Origin of the sequence: Elongatibacter sediminis (assembly GCF_037892215.1) — a bacterium.
GTDB lineage: Bacteria > Pseudomonadota > Gammaproteobacteria > Xanthomonadales > SZUA-36 > Elongatibacter > Elongatibacter sediminis.
Map to the genome: position 1 here is coordinate 151,061 of NZ_JAZHOG010000009.1, position 21,271 is coordinate 172,331.

The window sequence follows — 21,271 nt, forward strand, 5'->3', positions numbered from 1 at the left end:
CGTCGTACGGCTCAAGCGCCCATTTGCGCCGGAACCACATCGAACCAGGTGCTGGCGGCCCAGGCCAGCGGTTTGCCCGTGGCCGAGTAGAGCGCCGATCCGCAGTGGTGTTTGCGGCCGTCGTCGCCGATGGTCCAGCCGACGATTATGTAGTCCTCACCAGAATGAAGTGTCCCGTCGATGTGTACGGCGAATTCGCCCAGCACCGCAACCCGGTCGCCGCCGCTAATCCAGGCCCAACCCCCGGGGCAATCCAGGGCCGCCCAGACGAAGGGCGCAAGCACCTGTCCGTGGTCATCGCACAGCGATGCGTCAGGCACCCAGGTGCAGGCGACCCGTCCGTCGTCCCCCGGTCCGGGAAAAATGCGCAGGCCGTCGCCGACCGCCCGGTCGGGACCGCAGACGAAACACGTTCCAAACGCATGTCGCGACAGGCCCGGGTAGTGACGGCTGCGGGACACCGCTTCCTCGAACTCCGGGGCGGCTGGCGGTGTCAGGTCGAGGGTGTGTGGCTGGGCTCGGGCGATGAGGTCGGGGCCGTCCATGAGCGTGACGCCGTCCGCGTCGGTATGCACCACCAGATCACGCTCGAGCGGGGGGGGTCGCAGTAGCCGGACCCGGCAGTCGCCCGTGACGAAGGCGGCCAGGCTGCCACTGACGTAACCGCCGTTGCCCGACTGTGGCGGGCCGCAAAAGCGCGACGCGATGTGCAGGATGGCCGCCTCGCCGCTCATGGCTTCAACGGGTCACCAGACCCGCCAGCAGCACGACCCACAACAGGGTCAGAACCATGACGCTGAAGGCGAAAACACGGAACCGCCACAACACGACGTTGGAGCCGAGATGGATGACGGTGTGCACGATACGCAAAGCCGCGTAGGTCCAGGCCAGCCCCAGAATCACCCCGCCTGTGAGACCGGTGACGTAGGCGATCAGGCAGGCGATGTAGAACAGCACCGGCATTTCCATCAGGTTGATCAGGTGGCGGGAAACGATTCGCACCGCGGGCGGTTCACCCTCCCCCTGGTAGGCCTGGTAATACTCGACCTTGACTTCACGCCGGCTCACCGCCCGCCAGCGCAGGAAACCGAGGCGCATGGCGACGGCGAGGGTGAGCAGAGCAAGCACGAAGATCGGATAAAGCACGTTCATTGCAGGGCTCCTGAGAACTCAAGCGGTGATGTCGGCACGCGACGGTCAGCGGGCCGCCTGGCGCGGCGAGCAGCGCTCATGCCGGTGTTTCCCCGGCTGAGAACAGGCGCATCTCGTCGAGTCCGGAGTCGGCCGAATGGCGCGCGACCTTGTCACGGAAGGCCGGCGGGCCGAAACCGAAACGCTTGAGGCCGGTGTAACGGCCGTCGGTGCGGATTCGTTCATAGAATACCAGCGGCCGGCGGTGCTGGCGCGCGTAGTCCTTCAGCCAGGTGAGGGTGCGGTCCGGGATGGTAGGGCCGACGGGCACGGCGGAGATGACGTACTCATCGTCCCAGCGCATCGACAGCAGCACGATGGCGCCGCATGAATCGGGGCGCATCCAGTCCGGCAGGGGACTGTCGTCGACCAGCCAGGAACAGATGAACGTGCGGCACGGAACCTGCGGCCGCTCGCTATAGATACCGCAACCTTCGGGTTTGCTGTGCGGGCAGGGGTGTCCGGCCCGCATGTGGTGGCCCAGGACGTCGGCGCTCAGCCAGCCCTGGCAGCAGGCCGTGCAGGGCAGGCACTGTCGCCCGCGGGCCCGCGGAGCGTCTTGTGTTGAGTTCGGGCGTTTCATGCGCACACACTTTACCGCCCGTTACCGGTTCCGTCAGCGCCCGCGGTGATTTCCCACGCAAATCCGGGGTGATTTCCGCTTTCCGCCGGTCCGCGTGCCGGCCACCATGGACGTCATGCGTGGATTCGTGAAAAAGCCGGGGATGAGGCGCGCGCCGGGCTCGCTCGTCGGAAGACTGATGGCCAGGCCGAGTTCCGTGTTTCTGACGGTGTTACTGGTGATGGCGGCCCCGCCGCTTTCCTGGTCGGACAGCTTCCGTTGTGGCCGCAAGGTGGTGCGCGACGGTGACAGCGCAGCCGACGTACTGTCGCGTTGCGGCGAACCGGGGAGACGCGAAAGCGGCCAGGCTTCGATCTGGCTGCCGCAGGGCCGCAAGCAGGTCCGGGTCGAGCGCTGGTATTACCTCAATGGTCCGCGGCGGCTGGAACGCATCGTCCTGCTGTATCGGGGGCGGGTCGTGGGCGTCGAGTCGGGCCGCCGCGGCGGGGGCTCCTGACCGGCAGGCGTGCCTGAACCCGCTTCGGGACGGGTTACCGGGTGGTTCGGGTTCGGGCTCAGTCTCAATCCCGGTCCGGTGACAGGCGCTGCAGGGGCACGGCGTCGAGCAGCCGCGCCCATGGGAACCGTGGCCCGGGGTCGCGTTTGCGACGAACCGTCTGGTGTGGATCGTTCGATGCCGGTACCCGTTCGGTATCCAGGTCTTCGTGGCCGGCGACCCGGGTCAGACCGGGGAATTGTTCGCACAGGTACCGCGCCAGTTCGATCAGGGCGTTGATCTGCGCGTCGGGATAGGGTTCGTCCGGGTTCTGTTGATCGGTGTGCAGCCATTCCGGAAAGCGCCCCCGATTGACCAGTTCGATGCCGATACTGCGCGCATTGAATCCGCGCACGTGATGAGCCACCCGGTCGGGGTCTACCCAGGCTTCGATGCGCCCGTCGCGATCGATGTAAAAGTGCCCGGCGTTACCCGTCTGGCTCTCCGGATAGTGAATGGTTTCGCCGTAGCTTCGGGCGGTTACCAGATCGGGCAGTTCGGTGCAGTGGATGACGAGCAGGTCGACCGCGGCTGCTCGCCGCCGTTCCAGCCGATGCTGATAAGGCAGCGGCCGGCGATACAGCGGGGGCGCAGGCATGGTGCCCGTCAATCCGCCGACGCGGCGTCTTTTTCGTCGTCCACGGGGCAGGGCCCGGGGGAGTCGCCGTGATTGAGGTGCACGAAACTGTCGGCATTGGAAACCGCCAGGGTTTTCGATTCCTTGTGGCACACGATCTGCTGACCGGCGCGGCGATCGTCGATGCCGTCACCGGCGCAGCCGGACAGAATCAGAAGCGCCAGGGCAGCGATGGCAGCGGAAATTACCGGGTGGAACGCCGGGCGGAAGGCGGCGGTTGGTACTGCGCGGGTCATCGAGGGTCCTCGTTCATTCATGGAGGGCAGACTATAACGCCCGGCGCCGGGGATTTCGCGGCCGACGCCCAGAGCCCCCGGCCTGCGCTGGCGGTTATCCGTCCTGCAGCAGGTTGCGCAGGTCGATGATGGCCGCGTTGGCGCGTGCGATGTAATTGGCCGTGACCAGCGAATGATTGGCGAAAAATCCGAATTTGTCGCCGTTCAGAACCATGGGCGCGTGCAACGGGGCGAGGGCGGACTCGAGTTCACGGATGATCTGGCGAAAGCTGATCAGCGCATTTTTCTTGCGCAGTACCTCGTCGAAATCGTGTTCCATGGCATGCAGGAACATCACCAGCGCCCAGGCGGTGCCGCGAGTCTCGTAGAACACGTCGTCGATTTGGGTCCAGGGCGTTTTCACCCGCACCGCTGCTGCGCCTTCGGTGGACTGCCGGGCACCCGTGTCGCCGGCGAGATCCGTGTTCAGGCGTACCTGGCCGACACTGGCGGACAGGCGTTGCGACAGGGAACCCAGCCGTTTTTCAACCACCGCGAGCCAGTCGGTCAGGTTATCGGCCCGGGCATAGAACTGCGCTTGCGCCTCGGTGGTCGAGGACAGGCGGGTCAGGTAGCTCTCCAGTGCGGCCATGGCTTTGCGGTACCGGCCCTCGGTGTCTGGCGGCACCCAGCGGCCATTGTCATAGTGCATCAGCGGATCTGCTTCGGCCAGATCCGGATCCTCGGTGGACTGGGTCTGCGAGCGACTGAGGTCATTGCGCAACGCGCGGGCGAGGTCGCGTGACTGGGTGAGTACGCCGAACTCCCAGTTGGGAACGTTATCGAGAAACACCCATGGCGGCATGATGTCGTTGGAAACATAACCGCCGCGCTTGTTCAGCAGGACTTCGATCACGTCGATCAGGGTGGCGGTGGTCGTGTAGCCCACCACCCGCGCATGACCGTGAGCCTGGGCATGTTCGGTGCTGCGTTTGAGTGGATCGAACAGCGGAGGTTCGTGGTTCAGCCAGAACATGGCGATGCCGCACAGAACCAGAAGCGCCGACGGGATGGCGACCAGCAGAGTGCGCGTGGTACGGGCATTGGGACGGGTCAGGGCAATCATGATCCTGAAAAGATAGCAGATTGCACCGCACCCATGCGGCCACCCCGCCGCTTATGCGGACCCGCCAGGCGGGGCGAATCGCCTTGGAACCTTTCCGGGCCGCGGCCCGGGGTGTTCGTCAGGACCCCAATTCGGCCGGCACGATGGACTGCTGGACGAATGCATCCATCCCCGCCAACAGTCCGGATTGTGGTGCGATGATGGCGGCCGAGCCCCGATCCAGTGCGATCAGTTCGGCGTGCATGCCATTGAACGCGAAATGCTCACCGCCACTCACCGCTGTTTCCGGCATGACGATCACCGTCACCGGCCCGTTCTCGGTGTGCACCATGAAATGCACCCCGACGCCTTCCGGGGTCGGGCACAGCATCATGTAGCCGACCTTGCCGGCCGCTTCCGCATCCATGGTCAGATCGAACGAGGCCAGCAGTTCCTGCACGTTGTCGGCCACCTGACCTTCGCCGCGCTGCAAGACGATCGAGCCGTCGTGGTTGAAATGGTTGGCCACGTATTCCTCGATGGGCACGGGGCCGGTATCCACCCGCCACACCGCGATGGCGGCGAGTGCGGCCAGCAACACGCTGGCGGCCAGGGCGAAGTAGCGCAGCGGAGGATGCTCCCTGCGCTGTGGAGTCTGCTTGATTTCGTCGATCAGGCCGGCCGGTACCGGCAGGTCGAGTGCGCGTTTGAGTTGCGCTTCGAGCCGGTCGGATTCGGCCGCGGCCTCGGCGAATTCAGGCGACGACTCGCGGGCACGCAGGAACTCGGGGTCCCTGTTGCCGGGTTCAGCACCCAGCAGTCGCTTGAATTCAGAAAAGTTCATGGACATTACCCGTTACCCCGTCTCTCTGTAAACGCTGCGTCAATTGCTCGCGTGCGCGGAAAAGCTGTGTCATCACCGCGCTCTTGGTGATGCCGAGCTCGTCGGCAATTTCCTTGCAGCTATACCCCATTACCACCTGCAGCAGCAGGGGTTCGCGGTACTTTGGCGCCAGTTTTTGTATGCTGCGCCGCAAAATCTGTATTTCGACCCGGTCATCCGGTTCCGGCTCCGTGTCTTCGGGAACCTCGACCTGGTCCACGTCGGTGAATTTCGGCACCTTGCGCTCGAAGGTCCGTGCGTACTCGCGGCGCAGGATGGTAATCAACCAACTCTTGGCCGCGCCCGGATCCTTCAGTTTGTCCAACGCCTTCCAGGCGCGAAGGTAGGTTTCCTGAACCAGATCCTTGGCCAGTGCGTCGTTACCGCAAATCCACATCGCGTAGCGGTAAAGGTCCGTACCATACGCCTCAGCCAACTCGTTGAAACGCGCATGACGATTGGCTTCACTGCTCATGACCGGTATTCCGGCAGGTATCTTGCAGTCAATTTGAAATACATCCTTCCTCGGCCTTTCGACTCCGGCCGGACTGATCCTGTTTCGGTAGTCACGTCAGTATTTGCCTGTATCGCGAGCTCATGCATCAGCCCTATGTGCGGATTGCCGGCCGTCGGGACAAGCCCCGGTTGGGAGCATGATAGCGGCGCAGCGCCATATGCACCAATGTGCCGAGGCATAACCCGGTTCTGCGGAGTCGTGTGACTTATGGCACTTAAGCCACGGTGATACAGCCTGCACTCTTGCTGGCTGCACCCTCAGCGCTTAACCTTAACCGTTTGTATCAGGCGCCCTGAGCGCCCAGCCGGAGACAGGAACGGTGAATATGGATTTTGAACGCGCCCGCTTCAACATGGTCGAACAGCAGGTGCGAACCTGGGAGGTGCTCGACACCCGGGTTTTGGACGTGCTCGAAGCCGTGCATCGTGAGGATTTCGTGCCGGTCCGCTACCGCAAGCTGGCGTTTGCGGACCTGTCGATTCCGCTTCCGCACGACCAGTGCATGATGCGGCCGAATGTCGAGGGGCGCATGCTGCAGGCGCTGGAAGTGGATGCCGACGAGACGGTGCTGGAAATCGGCACGGGCAGCGGATTCATCACGGCCTGCCTCGCCCGCCTGGCGCGAGCCGTATGCAGTGTCGAACTTTACGACGACCTGCATGAAGAGGCTGCGGCCCGCCTGCGCGACAAGCACATCGACAACGTGGAGTTGTTCGTCGGGGATGCGCTGGCCGGGTGGCAGCCGGAACAGGCTCATGACCTGGTCGTCGTGACCGGTTCGGTCCCGGACGTGCCCGACGTGTTTCGAGGTTGGGTCAATCCGGGAGGGCGAATGTTCATCGTGACCGGATCCTCGCCGGCCATGGAAGCCAGGCTGTTGACGCGGGTGGGGGTCAGTGAATGGCAGGACGAAAGCCTGTTCGAAACCGATTTGCCGCGGCTGGTCAATGCGGAACCTCCGCCGGCATTCGAGTTCTGACTGACCGCAACGACCCGGACGATCGACCGGTGAAACGCAAAAAACCAGGGCGCAGTAAGCCATTAGGAGTGGGAAATGTCTGAGAATACCAAGCGGGGCTGGTTGGCCCTGGCCTGTGCGCTGACGACCGTTTCGGCCGCAGGGCCTGTCGGCGCCGTAGACCTGGTCGGCGTGCACGACCTGGCATTGAAGAACGATCCGCGCCTGCGGGCGGCCGAATACCGCCGCGAGGCTGCCGGTGAGAGCAAGAAACAGGCCTGGGCGAATCTGTTGCCCGACCTGAGCGCCACCGGAACGATGACGCGGGGTGACTCGAAAACCAGCATCAGCGGCATTGAAGTATCCGATACCGACACCGACACCGAGAGTTATTCCATTACCCTGCGCCAGAGCCTTTACCGGCAGGCAAACTACGAGAGCCTGGACATCGCGCGCGCCCAGATCGACCAGGCCGAAGCCGTCTACCAGCTCGAATTCCAGGATTTCCTGCTGCGGGTGGCGGATAGCTACTTTACCGTGCTGACCCTGATCGACGGCGTCATTTTCGCCGAAGCCGAGGAAAAGGCGTTCCAGCGCCAGTTCGAGCAGGCCGAACAGCGCTTCGAGGTCGGTCTCACCGCGGTTACCGACGTTCACGAAGCCAAAGCCAGCTACGACAACGCCCGGGCGCGGGCGATCGTTTCCCGCAACAACCTGGCGGATGCCAAGGAAGCGCTGCGCGAGTTGACCGGTCAATACTTCGAGGAATACGACGTGTTGCAGGAGACCCTGCCGTTGGTCGAGCCGGACCCGGCCGATGCGAATGGCTGGGTGGAAATGGCGCTGCGCAGCAACCCGCTGGTGCTCTCCGCGCTGGCCGGTGTGGACATCGCCGATGCCACCATGCGGCTGGAGCGGTCCGGGCATTACCCGACCCTGGACCTGGTCGCCAGTTACCAGGATTTCACCAACAACGAGTTCCTGATCCGGGATGACTTCCAGCAACCCATCGGCACGACTTCGCTGGGCGTGGAGGATACGCAGATTCAACTCGTTCTGAGTGTGCCGCTGTACCAGGGCGGCCGGGTCAGCTCGCGGACCCGCCAGTCGCGCTACCTGCTCGATGCGACCAGCGAGGACCTGGACGAAACGCAGCGCGCCGCGGTTCGTCTCACGCGGAATGCCTATCGTGGCGTGCTCGCCGGCATCCAGCAGGTTCAGGCCTTCGGCCAGGCCGTGGTGTCCGCCGAGAGCGCGCTGCAGGCGACCCAGGCGGGTTTCGAGGTGGGTACCCGCACCATCGTGGACGTGTTGATCGCCGAACAGCGCTATTACCAGGCGCAACGGGACAACTCGGTGGCGCGTCACGCCTACATCGTCGACCACCTGCGCCTGAAGAATTCAGCCGGTCTGTTGTCGTCCGAGGATCTGCGGGTGGTCAACGAGTTGCTGGACTAAAGCTCGCGGCGCGGCGCCTTGCGCTTCAGCGTTCCAGCAGTTCGGAGGCGATATCCAGGGTGCGCGCAAGGGTACCCTGGCGCCGGTGAACCAGCGCCATTCCGGCTTCCCCCATCTGCGCCCGCAGCGCCGCATCGCCGAGCAGCCGGATCGAGGCCTCCGCGAGTTCACCGGCATCGGCGACTCGCCGGGCACCCCCGCTGCTGATCAGTTGTTCGGTGATTTCCTCGAAATTGAACGTGTGCGGTCCCACCAGTACCGGTTTTCCCATCGCGGCCGGTTCGAGCACGTTATGCCCCCCCACGGGTTCGAAGCTGCCACCGACGAAGGCCACGTCGCAGGCCGCGTAGTAACGCATCAGTTCGCCCATGGCGTCCACCACGAAACACTGGGTTGACGGGTCGATGTCGGAACCCTCGCTGAGCTGACGGGTTTCCAGTCCGGCATGGCGAGCGGCCTGGGTGGCCCGGCCGAAGCGCTCGTTGTGGCGCGGTACCAGAACCAGCAATGCGCGTGGCAGGGATTCGAGCACCTGCCGAAAGGCCTCGAGTACCGGACTTTCGTCGTGCTCGTGGGTGCTGCCGGCCAGCAATACGGGCCGCTCGAGGCCCCAGCGCTCGCGAACCGACTGTCCCTGGGCCTCCAGGCCCGCCGGCAGATTCATGTCGAATTTCAGGTTGCCGATCACTTCCACGGTGTGCGGGTCGGCGCCGATGTCGGCCAGCCGCGCGGCGTCCTGGTCGCTTTGCGCGGCAATCAGCGCCACCTGGGCCAGGGCCGCCCGGGTCACAGGTCGGATGCGCCGGTACCCCTTGACCGAGGTCGCCGAAATACGGGCGTTGGCGATCAGAACGGGCACGTCGCGGGCCGCCGCCGAAATGAACAGGTTGGGCCAGATCTCGGTTTCCATGATCACGATGAGCCGGGGCCGTACATGATCCAGAAAGCGCCGGACAGCCCCCGGCAGATCCAGTGGCGCATAGGCGTGATGCACCCGGTCCCCGAACAGGGAACGGACGCGGTCCGAGCCGGTCGGGGTGAAACAGGTGACCGTCATGGAGCGATCGGGAAAGCGTTCCGCCAGAGCGCGGATCAACGGGGCGGCGGCGTTGACTTCGCCGACCGAAACGGCGTGCACCACGATGCCGCCGGGCGACACCGGCATGGGAAAGAAACCGAATCGTTCCCGCCAGCGGCGCAGATAATCCCGGTTGCGCACGCCGCGGATGACGAAGTGCAACAGGACGAAAGGCGTCAGAAGGTAGACGGCAAGAGAGTAGAGCGCGCGCACGTTTCGGGTCCGTTGGGCCCTGGGAATCCGCGAATGCGCGAAAGTATACCACCCGCCCGGGGCGTATCCGTACAATACGCCGGATGATGACCGAGGCCGGCAAGCGCCCATCTTTCAGGCCCGGGAACTGGCCCGGATGGCTGGCCGTGGGACTGATCGGACTGGTCGGACGTCTGCCGCGGCGGCTCGCCCTGGTCCTGTCCCGGCCGCTGGCGGGGCTCATCCACTTCGGCATGAAGCGCCGGCGTGGCATTGCCGAACGCAATATCCGGCGCTGTTATCCGGACTGGTCCCCGGCGCAGCGCGAGACACTGGTGCGGGAGAATTTCAGGGCCCTGGCACGGGCCGTCTTCGAAATCGCCTGGTCCTGGACGTGGTCCGATCGGCGCTTTGCCGGGCTCGGCCGGGTTGAAGGTGGCGGCGCGGTGGCGACGATACTGGAACAGGGGCGCGGTGTGCTGATGGTGACCGCGCACCTGTCGTGCCTGGAAATCGGCGGACGTCTGCTGGCGCGGGAGTTGCCCGCCGCCGGCATCTACCGGCCGCTGCGCAGCGAGGTTCTGGAGTGGTTCCAGAATCGCTCCCGCCTGGCCTACGGCAAGGCCATGATCAGCAAGCGCTCCATGCGCGACGCGATCCGCTACCTGCGTCGTGGCGGACTGGTGTGGTACGCGCCGGACCAGGATTTCGGGCCCGAGCAGAGTGTCTTTGCACCGTTTTTCGGCATTCCGACGGCGACCCTGGTGGCGACCCACAGGCTGGCCCGCCTGACCGGCTGTGCCGTGGTGCCGATGTTTCCGGCGTATGATGAACGCAGCCGGACCTACACGGTGCGCATTCTTCCGGAGCTGGACGGGTTCGCCGACCAGAGCCCGGAGGCGGCGCTGGGCCGACTCAATGCGATCATGGAGGCCCATGTCCGCACGGTACCGGAGCAATACTGGTGGATTCACCGCCGCTTCAAAAGCCGGCCGGCCGGTGAGGCCCCGTTTTACGAATGACCCGCGATCGGGGCGATCGGCCATGGCAGGCGTCGAGGCCGCGCGATAGGAGTGAGGGGATGGACAATCTGATCAGAAACCTGCTCCGCATCCTGTTTCTGGTGACGGTGGTGCTGATGACCATCGCGGTGCTGCGGTCGTCATTCTGAGCCGGATTTCGGGGTCCGCCGCTTTCCCTCGAGCCGGCGGGCGTGGCGCAGAAATGCGTGCGTCGCGGCCAATCGTGCGGCGATATAGCCGGCCCAGCCGTTCAGAAACTGCCGTCGCCACACGTATTCCCGCAGAAAGGCCACGGGCGGCGCCAGAATCATGCGCAGTCCTTCCAGCCACGCCGGTCCGGCCCGCCAATGCGCCGCGCCCGAGGTGTAGACGTCGATGCGTCGCAACTGGCCGCCGATGTCCGCGTGGCCGTGATGTCGCAGCCGGCCGCGCAACAGGCGGGTCGGCCGATCGGTACGGGGGGCGGCATGCACCGGGTGGTCGCTCATCCGCACCGTGCGGCGATCGAACAGGCGCAGGTGGTCGGTGAGCCGGGTGCCCGCCCGCGGCCAGCGCCAGTACAGCCATTCCTCCCGGCGCAGCCGGCAGGGCGGGAGCTCCGTTGCGGCCTGCAGCAAAGTGTTGATCTCCGCCGCCAGTTCATCGGACAAGGCCTCGTCGGCATCGAGCAACAGCACCTGATCATGCCGGGCGAGCCCGATGGCCCGCTGTTTCTGCGGGCCGAAGCCGCGAAAGGCTTCGCGAACCACGCGGGCGCCCAGGGATTCGGCCAGCGAATCGGTGCCGTCGGTGCTGAGCGAGTCCAGCACCAGCACCTCGTCGGCGAACGGAACGCTCCTCACGCACCGCTCCAGCGTCGCCCGGTTGTCGCGGGTCGTGATCACCAGCGACAGCGGCAGGCGCGGGGATGCGGCTTCAGGGTTCACCGGCCGGCCGTGGCGGAGGCTCCCGGCAGCACGCTGGGCCGGATCGTCGCGGCCCACAACCCGACCAGGAACCAGATCAGCGAGGACGTATAGGTGCCGTAAATCGCAAAATGTGAGTTGAGCGGAAACAGCACGAGCACCAGGGCCAGGACCGCCGGGAAGGCGTCCTGCCGCCGTGCCGGAGGGGCACGCAACCAGGACCGGGCCGCGATGATCGCGCCCAGCAACAGGCCGATCAGGCCGATCGTACCGGTATCGGCCATCACTTCCAGCACCACGTTGTGGGCATGGGTCGCGCCCGACACGCCACCGGACTTTTGAATGTGGATGTCGTCCTCATCGGCGTAGATCATGTAGGCGACCGGGAAGGCCCGCACGCCGACTCCGTTGACGGGATGATTGCGGTACATGCGCCACGCGGTGGTGAAAATGGGCAGGCGTTCGGACGAGGCGTAGTCAATGGCCTCGCCGGTGCCTTCGGCGACCGCCCGGGTCAGCTCGAGGCGTTCCTGGAACAAGGGCGAGGCGAGGTAGCTCAGGGTCAGGATGAGAACGGCCAGGGCCGGCACCGTCAGCATGGTCCGGCGCAATTCCCGGTTTTCGCGCTGAAACATCAGCAGCACGTAGGTGACCAGCACGATGGCCATGCTCAGCCACCCCGAGCGCATGCCGGAAATCATCACCGCACCCAAAATCAGCGTGAAGGACAGGGACCAGGCCCAGGCCGGCCATTCGCGGCGCGCGTATTCAAGCAGCAGCGGCGACAGCATGGCCAGGGTCGGACCGTAGAACTGGTACTTGTCCACGAACAGGGCATTGAGCCGGTCGGGATGCATGGTGATGCCGAACAGGTCATTGCCGAACAGCAACTGCACGAAGCCGTCGAGCGCCCAGAACACCAGCAGGAAGGCGGTCCAGCGCAGCACCCTCCAGCGCGCCGACGGGGCATGCAGCAGCACGGCCATGGACAGGGCCGCCGCCGGAAAGCGCAGGGCCGCCAGGCTCTGGCTCCAGCTCTTGCCGGGATTCATGGAGTCGGTCGCGGAAGCCAGCATCGGTAGCCAGAAGCAGGCGAACAGGGCGAGGACCAAGGGCGCGGCCCGGCGCAGATTCCGGCGATGATCCGCCGAGCGGGCCACGAAGGGCAGTGACAGCGCGAACAACGACAGCGGAATCTCGGACAGGCGGCCAAAAGGCAGCAAGGCGATAAAGGCGACCGCGGCCCAGCTTGGCCACTCGGTGCTCAATCGGCGCAGCAGAAGTTTCATCGTGGGGCCTCATCGTTCGGATCGGGGCGCAGGGCACGGTAAACCGCGCAGGTGCGCCGCATGGATTCATCCAGTCCGAAGGCGTCGCTGGGCGGAACCGGGGGCGGATCGCGCAGGAAGGCGCGCGTGCGGTCGAGCAGGGCCGCGGGATCGTCCGGGGGCACGGCGCCCTCGGGAAACATGCCGGCCAGCACTTCCTGTACTCCGCCATGATCCCAGCCAATCACGCGCACGCCCAGGTGCAGGGCCTCGGGGACGGTACGTCCAAAGGCTTCCGGCGGGTCGCTGCACAGGCTGTAGACGATTTCGCTGGCGGCCAGCCAGTCGCGCATGTCCAGGCGCGCGCCGGTGAAGGTGACCCGGTCCAGAACGCCCAGCCGCCCGGCCAGGCCTTCGAGCTCACTGCGGTAGCGCGAGCCCGGGCGGGCCTTGCCGACGACCACGCCGTGGATGTCCGGAAATTCGCCGGCCAGGGCGGCTACGAGCTCGATGAAATCGGCGTGGCCCTTGTAGCGCGACAGGCGGCCCGGCAGACAGATGATGCGTTTGCCTTCCAGTTCCGGAAACTCGCCCAGGGTTTGTGCCCACCAGACCGCGTCTGGACGGTGACCGTATGGAAACTGCGCGGCGCTGGTGCCGCCGTGGACGGTGATGACATCGGCGGCCCGTGCCATCGGGTAGTTGCGCAGGGTGTACTCCCGGATGTGGTCGGAGACCGCGATCACCCGGTCGCCGCGTGCCATCACCGCGCTGTAGCGGTTCACGGAGTAATGGCCGTGCATGCTGGTGACGAAGGCCGGTCGCCGCTCCGGGCTCAACCGGCGCAGGGCCAGCAGGCAGATCCAGGCGGGCAGGCGGGAGTGAACGTGCAGCACATCGGGCTGTTCGGCGTTCAGCCATTCCGCCAGTCGCCGCACATAGGCCAGGGTAGCCAGCCGCTTGCGGCCGATGGGCCAGTCGAGGTGCGCGGCCCCGGCGGCCGACACGCGCGGCGCCAGCGGGCCGTTCGCGGCAATCACCGTGACCCGGTGACCCGTGGCCGCCAGATACTCCGTGAGCTCGGTTGCGACCAGTTCGGATCCACCCAGATTCAGCGAAACCAGGGCCTGGACGACATGCATGGCGAAGGATCAGCGGTGCGCGGGCGGAATCAGTCGATCAGCTCGTAGCGGGCACTGCAGTAGGGGCAGATCGCCGATCCGGTCTTCTCGATCGGCAGGTATACCCGGGGGTGGGCATTCCACAGTTTCTGGTCGGGCATCGGGCAGGACAACGGCAGGTCCTCGCGGCTCACCCGGTAGATTTTCTCGGTGTTGGCGGCCTCCAGTGAGGGGTCCGCGGCATCCGTGGCATGTGTCACAATGTTTTCTCCCGTCGTCCGGCCAGGCAGGATTTCGCCCATGCGGTCTGTAACCGCCTATTTTACGGCACACCACGCCGCCCATGTCAGGAAATTCTGAGGGCGATTCCGGGGCACGGCTGCTGTTGCTGGACGACGGCAGGCCGGGCCACTGGCGGCAGGTGAGTGCCCTGGCGGCCCAGCTCGACTTGAGCGCCCGCCGCATCGAGCTGCGGCTGCTGCCTCCGTGGCGGTGGTTGGCGCCTCGGCGATTGCCGCTGGGGCTGGCCGTGCACGGCGCTCTGCGCCGATCCCTGCCGGTCGAGCCTCCGCGGGCCGTCATTTCCTGTGGACGCCGCTCGGCGCTGGTGCTGCGCTGGCTCGCGGATTACTGGCCGGAGCGTCCGCTCACGGTGCAGATTCTGCATTGCGGAATCGATCCACGGCACTTCGACTGGCTGATCACGCCCCGCCACGACGCGGTCAGCGCTCCCAATGTCATCCGCACCCTGGGCAGCCTCAATCCGGTCGATGAAAAATGGCTGTCGTGCACGCCGGAGGACCCGGTGCGAACCGGTCCGGAACCGCACGTGGTGCTGCTGCTGGGAGGCCGGTCACGGCATTTCGACCTGTCACCCGCCTGGTTGGAGGAGCATCTGGCGCCGTTGGCCGGAACGGTTCACCGGGCCGGGGGCAGCCTGGAGGCGGTTGCATCGCCGCGCACGCCCGGCTGGGCGCGCGACGAATTCACGAAGCTGACCGTACCGCCGGTCCGGCGATTCACCGGCTGGCGGGCCGACGAAACCGGTGCCGGAAGCTATCGAGCCGCGCTGTCCCGGGCGACGCACTTCGTGGTAACCGCCGACAGCGTCAATCTGCTGAGCGAGGCCTGTGCCACGGGGCGGCCGGTCTGTGTGCTGGGTGCCGAACGGGTGCGCGGACGGATCGCCGATTTCGTGCGGACCCTGCTCGCCGATGGTTATGCGCACCCGGCTGAGGAGTTAGCCGGGGTGCTGGCGGGGCAACGCGCGTGCCGCCGGCTGCGGGAAACTCCGGCCGTGGCCGTCCGGCTGCGCCGCTCAGGTGGGCTCGGCCAGGGGACCCACGCGGGCCTCGAAAATTGACCGTACGACATCCGGGTCCACGGCTTCGCCGTGCGGGTTTTCGGGATCGTCTCCGGTCACGGCTCGCCACATGCGGGACTGGCGAAGGCCACGCGCCGCCCGTTCCAGGCTGGCCGCTTCTTCGGCACCGATCCAGCCGCATTCGACCAGGCTGTGAAGCTGCTCCAGGGACGCGGTCGAGCGCAGCACTTCCGGGTGATCGCAGGCCGATTCGAGCACGCCCCGCTGGATGATGAATTCGATGTCGATCAGCCCGCCACGGGCCAGCTTGGCGCGCCCGCTGGTGTCCTGTCCCTCGCCATGCTCGCGCTGGATGCGTGCGCGCATCTCCGTCAGATCGGTCTGCAGCTTGTCGGCATCGCGTGGCTGGCTCAGCACCCGCTTGCGAATGGCTTCGAACGCCGCGCCGGTCGACGGATTGCCGGCGATGGCCCGGGCCCGGGTCAGGGCCTGCAATTCCCAGGTCCAGGCCTCTTTCTCCTGGTACTCGGAGAAGGCTTCCACCGAGCTGACCAGCGATCCGGCGCGGCCGTTGGGGCGCAGGCGGGTGTCCACCGCGTACAAGCGGCCCGAAGGGGTCATCGCGGTCAGAAAACTGAGGGTGCGCTGGGCCAGTCGGGCGTAATAGCGCTCCGCGGGCAGGCTGCGGGCGCCCCCGGATGGCGGGTCGCCCGAACGAAACAGGAACACGATGTCGAGATCGGAATCGAATCCGGGTTCGAAGGCACCCAGGCTGCCGTAGGCGATGATGGCCAGGCTGTTGCCGGTGCCTTCCGGCTCCGGTGTGTCGATGCGGCCATGCCGCTGTTCGATTTCGCCGGCGGCGAGTTCCAGCACGCCGCGCAGCACGGCGGCCGCGAGTCCGGCCAGGCCGGTCTGCGCACCTTCGCCGCGCAGATTATCCTGCAGCAGGGCCACGGCGATGCGCAGGGTAATGGCCAGGCGCAGGTAGTTCAGGCCGTCCAGTACGGCCTCGGCACCCTGACCGGCGGCCAGCAGCCGGTTGACGCTCTGGCCCAATTCCTCCTCGGTCGGGATCTGGCGTCCCAGCGACGGGTCGATCAGTTCATCGAGCAGGGCCGGGAAGCGGGTCACTTTTTCCGCGATCCACGCGCTGCGCGCGAACAGGTCGATCATGCGATTGAGCGCGGCCGGATTCTGTACCAGTAACACCAGGTAGGCGCTGCGCTGCGAGATGGCGAGTATCAGGTCGTAGATCCGGTTCAGGGTGGCTTCGTCCAGGGACCGTTCGGCCAGGCGGCGCAGCAACAGGGGCATCAGGCGGTCGAGCCGGCGCCGGGCGCGTTGGCTGAGCGCGCGGCGGCTCAGAGCCCGCAGGAAGGCCTGCAGCGACGGGTCGCCCTCGCTGGCGTCGGCGGCGGCCTCGTCGCCGAACTGCATGGCGCGCCAGCGTTCCGACCAGTCGGAGTCCGGTTCGGCCTCGGGCCGGTGCGGGAATATCCCCCGAAAGCGCTCCTCGACGCGTTGCCGGACCTCGGCGGTACGGCGCTCCAGGTGTTCCGTATCGGCGCAACCCATGGCGCGGGCCAGCCGGCCGCGGTCGTCGCCGTGCGGCATCCGGTGTTCCTGTTGGTCGTGCAGTGCCTGAATGCGATTCTCGAGTTGGCGCAGAAATACGTAATCCGCTCGCAATGCGTCCAATTGCCCGGGCTCCAGCAGTTCCAGCTCTCCGATGGCGTCCAGCGTTGCGGCCAGCGACGGGGTCTGCAACACGGGTTCGCGCCCGCCGCGCAGAATCTGGAAGCACTGGGCCAGAAACTCGATTTCGCGGATGCCGCCGGGACCGCGCTTGATGTCGTCCAGGCGCTCCTTGCGGCGGGCGTCCTCGCGCACGCTGGCATGCATGTTCTGCAGGGCCTCGATGGCGCTGAAATCGATGTAGCGCCGGTAGACGAAGGGGCGGATCAGTTGCATCAGCTCCTTCCCCAGCTCGTGGTCGCCGGCCACCGGCCGGGCCTTGATCAGTGCATAACGCTCCCAATCGCGCCCCTCGCGCTGGTAGTACTGCTCCAGCGCGGCGAGCGGGGTACACAGCGGACTGGCGTCGCCGTAGGGGCGCAGCCGGGTGTCGACCCGAAAGCAGAACCCCTCGGCCGTGACATCGGACAGGCTGGCGATCACGCCGCGTGCCTGGCGGATGAAGAACGCGTCGTTGGCGAGCGGGCGGCCGCTGCCGCCGGCGGTTTCGCCGCCCCCACCGGGAATGCAGAAAATGATGTCGATGTCCGAGGACAGGTTGAGTTCGCCGCCACCGAACTTTCCCAGTCCGATTACGGTGAGCCGCTGCGATTCACCGTCCGGACCCAGCGGTTCGCCGTGTTTGCCGACCAGGCGTTCGAAGTGGGCATCGAGCGCGGCATCCAGACACAGTTCGGCGAGGCGGGTGAGGGCCGCAAAGGTCTCGTCCAGATCCGAGAGTCCGCACAGGTCGCGCCAGATGATACGGGCCATCTGGTGGTTGCGGAATTCGCGCAGACCCCGGTTCAGCCGGTCGATGGTGTGGTCTTCGGAATCCGGCCCTGCCGCGGCGATAGCGGATCGCAGGTCTTCCGCCGTGGGCGCGATGCGGTCATCGAGGCCGTCCAGCCAAGCCGGATGGCGGTCCAGCAGGCCGGCGACAAAGGGACTGCAGGCGCGCACGTGGTCGGCACGCCGGTCCGCCGGCAGCGGCTCCGGGGGTGCGCCGCCCCAGGGCGTCGCCTCAGCGGCCGCCGCGCCGGGGCGGGCCGGGGCGGCGGGCGTGTGGCCCGGGTGGTCAGGCGGAACGGCGGTGCTCATGCGGCGATTATACGGTGGCGTGCACGGCCTGCGACCCGCCGGCCGCCGCCGCGCAGGTGAACTGAAACGGGGCGTCCTCTACCATGTGGCCCATGAAAAACTCAGTGAATGAAGCAATGGGCAGGATCGGGGCTTTCCTTCTGCTGGCCGGCGTGCTGCTGGCCGGGTGCGAGGCCGATCCCGGAGCGGACACCGGCAGCGGAGCCGCCGTGAAACAGGATGCGGTCGAGCGGACCGGGGAGGCGCCCGTCACGGCCGAAGCGTACGACCCCGCCCGGGACTACTTTTCCTTTGCCAACCGCGACGGCATGACCGTGCGGCACATCGAACTCGATCTGGATGTCGACTTCGAGCGGCAGGTGCTGCGCGGATACGCGATTTTGCACGTCGGTTTGACCGATCCGGCGAAGCTTGCCTGGTTGCAGGAGGCGGAGTCCGGGGGGCCGGATGACGCGGGACGCACGACGACCGGGGACGCACTCCGGCCTGTGTACTCACTGACGCTCGACAGTCGGGGATTGCAGATCGAACGTGCGTCCCTGCTCGATGAAACCGGCGGAGCGCGGTCGTTGACCGTCAGCCGGCCGGACGCGGCACCGGACCCGGTCCGAGGACATGCCGTGCGCATCGACCTGCCGGTGGATTTCGAGCTCGCGGGTGTTTTTCGGATTCGCATCGATTATCAGACCGGCCCCGGCGCCTCGGCCATTATGTGGCTGCCGCCGGAACTGACGGCGGGCGGCGAGCATCCGTTCATGTTCACGCAGTCGCAGTCCATCCACGCGCGCAGCTGGATTCCGCTGCAGGACACGCCGGCCGTGCGTTTCACCTACGACGCGGTGATCCGCACCCCGCCAGGCCTGCTGGCGGTGATGAGCGCGGACAACGATCCGCAGGCGCAGCACGACGGCGAGTATCACTTTTCGATGCCGCAGCCGATCCCCTCCTACCTGATGGCGCTGGCGGTGGGGCATCTCGATTTCGCGCCGTTCGGCGACCGCACGGGGGTTTACGCGGAGCCGGAAATCCTGCCGGCCGCGGCGGCCGAGTTCGCCGATACCCAGGCGATGCTGGAAGCCGCGGAAGCCCTGTGGGGACCCTATGAATGGGGCCGCTACGACCTGCTGATCCTGCCGCCGAGTTTCCCTTACGGCGGCATGGAAAATCCGCGCCTGAGCTTTCTCACGCCCAGCCTGATCGCCGGTGACGGCAGCCTGGTTTCGGTGGTGGCGCATGAACTGGCGCATTCGTGGTCCGGTAACCTGGTCAGCAACGCGACCTGGCGCGACATCTGGCTCAACGAGGGCATGACCAACTACCTCGAAGGCCGGCTGATGGAGGTGATCTACGACCGCGAGCGGGCCGACGAGGAGCGCACCCTCAATTACCACGATCTCCTCGATCTGCTCGGCACCGTGCCGGAGAACATGCAGGCACTGGCGCCGCGCTTCGACGAGGGCGATCCGGATGTGGGCCAGGACGGGGTCGAATACCGCAAGGGCCAGTTGCTGCTGGACACCCTGGAACACCACTTCACGCGGCCGGTGTTCGATGCCTTCCTCAGGGGCTACTTCGAAAACTTCGCCTGGCAGGCGATCACCACCGAGCAGTTTCTCGAATACACCGACCAAAATCTGCTCGCGGCCCACCCCGGAGTGTTTCCGCGCGAGCGGCTCGAGGCCTGGCTGTACCGGCCCGGCATCCCCGACGAGGCCGTGGTGCCGTCATCGGCCAGTCTGGAACGCGCCGGGGCCGCCGCGGCCGCGTTCGCCGGCGGTATGAGCCCGCCCGACGAAATCCCCGCCGGTCGATGGAGTCCGCTGGCGACGGTGCATTTCCTGCAGTCCTTGCCTGCCGACCTCGCACCCGAGCGCATCGCGGCACTGGATTCGGCGCTGGGATTGACCGGCACCGGCAATGCCGAAATCGCTCGCACCTGGTACACGCGGGCGGCGGAGTGGCGATTCCGTCCGGCTTACCCGGCCATGCGCGATTACCTGCGGCACTACGGGCGGATTCGCCTGTTGCGGCCGGTCTACGAGGCGCTGGCCCGCAATGGCGAGGATCTGGACTGGGCCCGCGAGGTGTTTGCCGACGCCCGGGCCAACTACCATCCGTTGACCGTTGCCGCGATCGAACCGATTCTGGCGGTCGAGTCACCGCCCACCGTGGCCGCGGCCGGGCATTGAGTTCCGCGGCGGACCGGCCCGCGTGGCCGGCAACCGCATTCCGTTTCAACCGGAGGGAATATTCATGAGAGGAGTCATCGTCAATCAAGTCGGCTGGCACGGCGTGAGTTTCGGCTCCGCGCTGGCCATGGCCATCTCGTTCAACGTCAACCAGTCGATCGGCTGGGCGATTCTGCACGGCCTGTTTTCCTGGTTCTACGTGATTTACTACGCGATATTTCGCTGATCGCGGAGGAGACAAGCCGAACCGGCGTGAGCGCACGCCGGTTCGGGAGACGGTCTGTGCGGGTTTGATTCAGCACTCGGGAATCGCGCTCGGCGGGGCCGCCGGTGCCGGTGGCGCCGCCACGTCGTAGTCGATCGGCTCGACGATGACGGTCTGCCCCTTGAGTTGCTCGATCCGCGCCAGCGCGCCCACCTCGCCGTCGCTGCAGTAGAACTTGTGCTCGACGTTGCCGGGCTCGAGCGGCGTCCACTCCTTGGTCTTCATGCAAATCAGTCCGTCCATCTCGACGAAGTTCAGCACCTTGCCCCAGTCTTCGGCCTCGTCTTCGAGGTGCTCCTGCTGATAGCGGTCGCCTTTCGCGGGCTCTCCGAGCACCACGATCCCGGCCTCGGCGCCGTCGCAACCTGCGACGAATGAACCGTCGTCGCTGCCCTCGTCATCGATCGTGTCCTCGCCCATGTACCAGATGTTGCCGAGCGTGTCCTGGGCGTACCAGTCGTAGGTGATTTCAGCCACATCGGCATTGGCCCATACCTCGGCGAAGGTGTCGTACTCGCATTCCTCATCCACCCATTCCCGGTCGAGCACGATGCGGGCCGACGTGCCGGCATAAGGGCCGACGAAGGCATCGGTGGTCAAGGGCAGGGTCTCGACCAGGTTCCAGGCGCACTCGTCGCCTTCCTCGGCGAAGTACAGCACGTTGGTGCCGGCCGGCAGGGTCCACCAGTGGTTGGTGATATCGGCCGAGTCGGCTGCGAAGGTTGCGTCGAGGAAGGCGTCGAGGTCCGTCTCGATCAGCCCGCCGGCGGTTGCGGGCAAGGCCGGCAGCAGCAGGCACAACGCGGCGAGGAGGCGGGTTGGCTTGCGTGTTTTCAGACTATTCATGATGGGCTCCCGTGCTGGTTGTCGAAAGGTACTGCTCGCTGTGCCCTTGCACCCCGGCGGGGCTTTGGATTGGCGCGAACCGTCTGGGCCGGTTAACCGGCTCCGGTTGGCGTGAGTGTCTGTGGCACTCACCCGGTTAGA

22 protein-coding genes are annotated in these 21,271 nt (G+C 66.2%); 7 read left to right on the forward strand and 15 right to left on the reverse strand.

All coding sequences use genetic code 11. The annotated features are described in order from the left end of the window. Positions 1–11: 11 nt before the first annotated feature. The 3 genes from V3330_RS13930 to V3330_RS13940 form a co-directional block, all read right to left on the reverse strand. The gene (locus V3330_RS13930; protein ID WP_354696046.1) at positions 12–734 is read right to left on the reverse strand and encodes a hypothetical protein; all 723 of its coding nucleotides are present in this window, start codon (positions 732–734) and stop codon (positions 12–14) included. A gap of 4 nt (positions 735–738) precedes the next feature. Beyond that, positions 739–1,152, reverse strand: a complete 414-nt coding sequence (locus tag V3330_RS13935) for an MAPEG family protein (protein WP_354696047.1) — start codon at positions 1,150–1,152, stop codon at positions 739–741. A 76-nt stretch (positions 1,153–1,228) separates the two neighbouring features. Then, the gene (locus V3330_RS13940) at positions 1,229–1,774 is read right to left on the reverse strand and encodes a hypothetical protein (protein ID WP_354696048.1); all 546 of its coding nucleotides are present in this window, start codon (positions 1,772–1,774) and stop codon (positions 1,229–1,231) included. Between the two features lie 178 nt (positions 1,775–1,952). On the opposite strand from V3330_RS13940, the gene V3330_RS13945 reads away from it, so the two are divergent. Beyond that, the gene (locus V3330_RS13945) at positions 1,953–2,270 is read left to right on the forward strand and encodes a DUF2845 domain-containing protein (protein ID WP_354696049.1); all 318 of its coding nucleotides are present in this window, start codon (positions 1,953–1,955) and stop codon (positions 2,268–2,270) included. Positions 2,271–2,334: 64 nt separating this feature from the next. On the opposite strand, the gene V3330_RS13950 is transcribed toward V3330_RS13945, so the two are convergent. The 5 genes from V3330_RS13950 to V3330_RS13970 all read right to left on the reverse strand — a co-directional run bounded on the left by V3330_RS13950 (position 2,335) and on the right by V3330_RS13970 (position 5,624). Beyond that, positions 2,335–2,907: an N-acetylmuramoyl-L-alanine amidase gene (locus V3330_RS13950; RefSeq protein ID WP_354696050.1), complete on the reverse strand. Its 573-nt coding sequence runs from the start codon at positions 2,905–2,907 to the stop codon at positions 2,335–2,337. A gap of 8 nt (positions 2,908–2,915) precedes the next feature. Further along, entirely contained in the window at positions 2,916–3,182 is a 267-nt protein-coding gene (locus tag V3330_RS13955; protein ID WP_354696051.1) for a hypothetical protein, read from the reverse strand. A 94-nt stretch (positions 3,183–3,276) separates the two neighbouring features. Next, on the reverse strand, positions 3,277–4,287 hold the full coding sequence (locus V3330_RS13960) for a DUF2333 family protein (protein ID WP_354696052.1): 1,011 nt from the start codon (positions 4,285–4,287) through the stop codon (positions 3,277–3,279). A gap of 118 nt (positions 4,288–4,405) precedes the next feature. After that, complete coding sequence (locus tag V3330_RS13965; RefSeq protein ID WP_354696053.1) at positions 4,406–5,110, reverse strand: DUF3379 family protein; 705 nt, start codon at positions 5,108–5,110, stop codon at positions 4,406–4,408. After that, the gene (locus V3330_RS13970) at positions 5,097–5,624 is read right to left on the reverse strand and encodes a sigma-70 family RNA polymerase sigma factor (protein WP_354696054.1); all 528 of its coding nucleotides are present in this window, start codon (positions 5,622–5,624) and stop codon (positions 5,097–5,099) included. Before V3330_RS13970 ends, V3330_RS13965 begins: the two co-directional genes overlap by 14 nt. Before the next feature lie 367 nt (positions 5,625–5,991). On the opposite strand from V3330_RS13970, the gene V3330_RS13975 reads away from it, so the two are divergent. Both V3330_RS13975 and V3330_RS13980 read left to right on the forward strand, forming a co-directional pair. Then, positions 5,992–6,645, forward strand: coding sequence for a protein-L-isoaspartate O-methyltransferase family protein (locus V3330_RS13975; RefSeq protein WP_354696055.1), 654 nt, complete (start codon positions 5,992–5,994; stop codon positions 6,643–6,645). Positions 6,646–6,720: 75 nt separating this feature from the next. Continuing rightward, positions 6,721–8,082 carry a TolC family outer membrane protein gene (locus V3330_RS13980; RefSeq protein WP_354696056.1) on the forward strand — a complete coding sequence of 454 codons (1,362 nt, stop codon included), beginning with the start codon at positions 6,721–6,723 and terminating at the stop codon, positions 8,080–8,082. A gap of 25 nt (positions 8,083–8,107) precedes the next feature. Here the strand turns inward: V3330_RS13980 and waaA are convergent, their stop codons facing one another. Then, positions 8,108–9,373 (reverse strand): lipid IV(A) 3-deoxy-D-manno-octulosonic acid transferase, encoded by a 1,266-nt coding sequence (gene waaA / locus V3330_RS13985; protein ID WP_354696057.1) that lies wholly within the window; start codon positions 9,371–9,373, stop codon positions 8,108–8,110. Between the two features lie 86 nt (positions 9,374–9,459). Between waaA and V3330_RS13990 the strand changes: the two genes are divergently transcribed. After that, on the forward strand, positions 9,460–10,374 hold the full coding sequence (locus V3330_RS13990; protein ID WP_354696128.1) for an LpxL/LpxP family acyltransferase: 915 nt from the start codon (positions 9,460–9,462) through the stop codon (positions 10,372–10,374). A gap of 140 nt (positions 10,375–10,514) precedes the next feature. Here V3330_RS13990 and V3330_RS13995 read toward each other — a convergent pair whose 3' ends face one another. From V3330_RS13995 to V3330_RS14010, 4 genes are read right to left on the reverse strand one after another with little or no spacing between them, the layout of a single operon-like run. Continuing rightward, complete coding sequence (locus V3330_RS13995; RefSeq protein WP_354696058.1) at positions 10,515–11,300, reverse strand: glycosyltransferase family 2 protein; 786 nt, start codon at positions 11,298–11,300, stop codon at positions 10,515–10,517. Continuing rightward, positions 11,297–12,568 (reverse strand): O-antigen ligase family protein, encoded by a 1,272-nt coding sequence (locus V3330_RS14000; protein ID WP_354696059.1) that lies wholly within the window; start codon positions 12,566–12,568, stop codon positions 11,297–11,299. The genes V3330_RS13995 and V3330_RS14000 overlap by 4 nt, the downstream gene beginning before the upstream one ends. Continuing rightward, complete coding sequence (locus V3330_RS14005) at positions 12,565–13,689, reverse strand: glycosyltransferase (RefSeq protein ID WP_354696060.1); 1,125 nt, start codon at positions 13,687–13,689, stop codon at positions 12,565–12,567. Before V3330_RS14005 ends, V3330_RS14000 begins: the two co-directional genes overlap by 4 nt. 29 nt (positions 13,690–13,718) lie before the next feature. Next, on the reverse strand, positions 13,719–13,895 hold the full coding sequence (locus V3330_RS14010; RefSeq protein ID WP_435791831.1) for a zinc-finger domain-containing protein: 177 nt from the start codon (positions 13,893–13,895) through the stop codon (positions 13,719–13,721). A 116-nt stretch (positions 13,896–14,011) separates the two neighbouring features. On the opposite strand from V3330_RS14010, the gene V3330_RS14015 reads away from it, so the two are divergent. Next, positions 14,012–15,031, forward strand: a complete 1,020-nt coding sequence (locus V3330_RS14015; RefSeq protein WP_354696062.1) for a mitochondrial fission ELM1 family protein — start codon at positions 14,012–14,014, stop codon at positions 15,029–15,031. On the opposite strand, the gene glnE is transcribed toward V3330_RS14015, so the two are convergent. Further along, on the reverse strand, positions 14,987–17,830 hold the full coding sequence (glnE, locus tag V3330_RS14020) for a bifunctional [glutamate--ammonia ligase]-adenylyl-L-tyrosine phosphorylase/[glutamate--ammonia-ligase] adenylyltransferase (RefSeq protein ID WP_354696063.1): 2,844 nt from the start codon (positions 17,828–17,830) through the stop codon (positions 14,987–14,989). The two genes, V3330_RS14015 and glnE, sit on opposite strands and share 45 nt — an antisense overlap. Positions 17,831–17,946: 116 nt before the next feature. Between glnE and V3330_RS14025 the strand changes: the two genes are divergently transcribed. Beyond that, complete coding sequence (locus tag V3330_RS14025) at positions 17,947–20,019, forward strand: M1 family metallopeptidase (RefSeq protein WP_354696064.1); 2,073 nt, start codon at positions 17,947–17,949, stop codon at positions 20,017–20,019. 64 nt (positions 20,020–20,083) lie between these two features. After that, complete coding sequence (locus V3330_RS14030) at positions 20,084–20,245, forward strand: hypothetical protein (RefSeq protein ID WP_354696065.1); 162 nt, start codon at positions 20,084–20,086, stop codon at positions 20,243–20,245. Between the two features lie 69 nt (positions 20,246–20,314). Here V3330_RS14030 and V3330_RS14035 read toward each other — a convergent pair whose 3' ends face one another. Next, a complete protein-coding gene (locus V3330_RS14035) occupies positions 20,315–21,130 on the reverse strand; it encodes a hypothetical protein (protein ID WP_354696066.1) in 816 nt (271 codons plus the stop codon). Between the last annotated feature and the right edge of the window lie 141 nt (positions 21,131–21,271).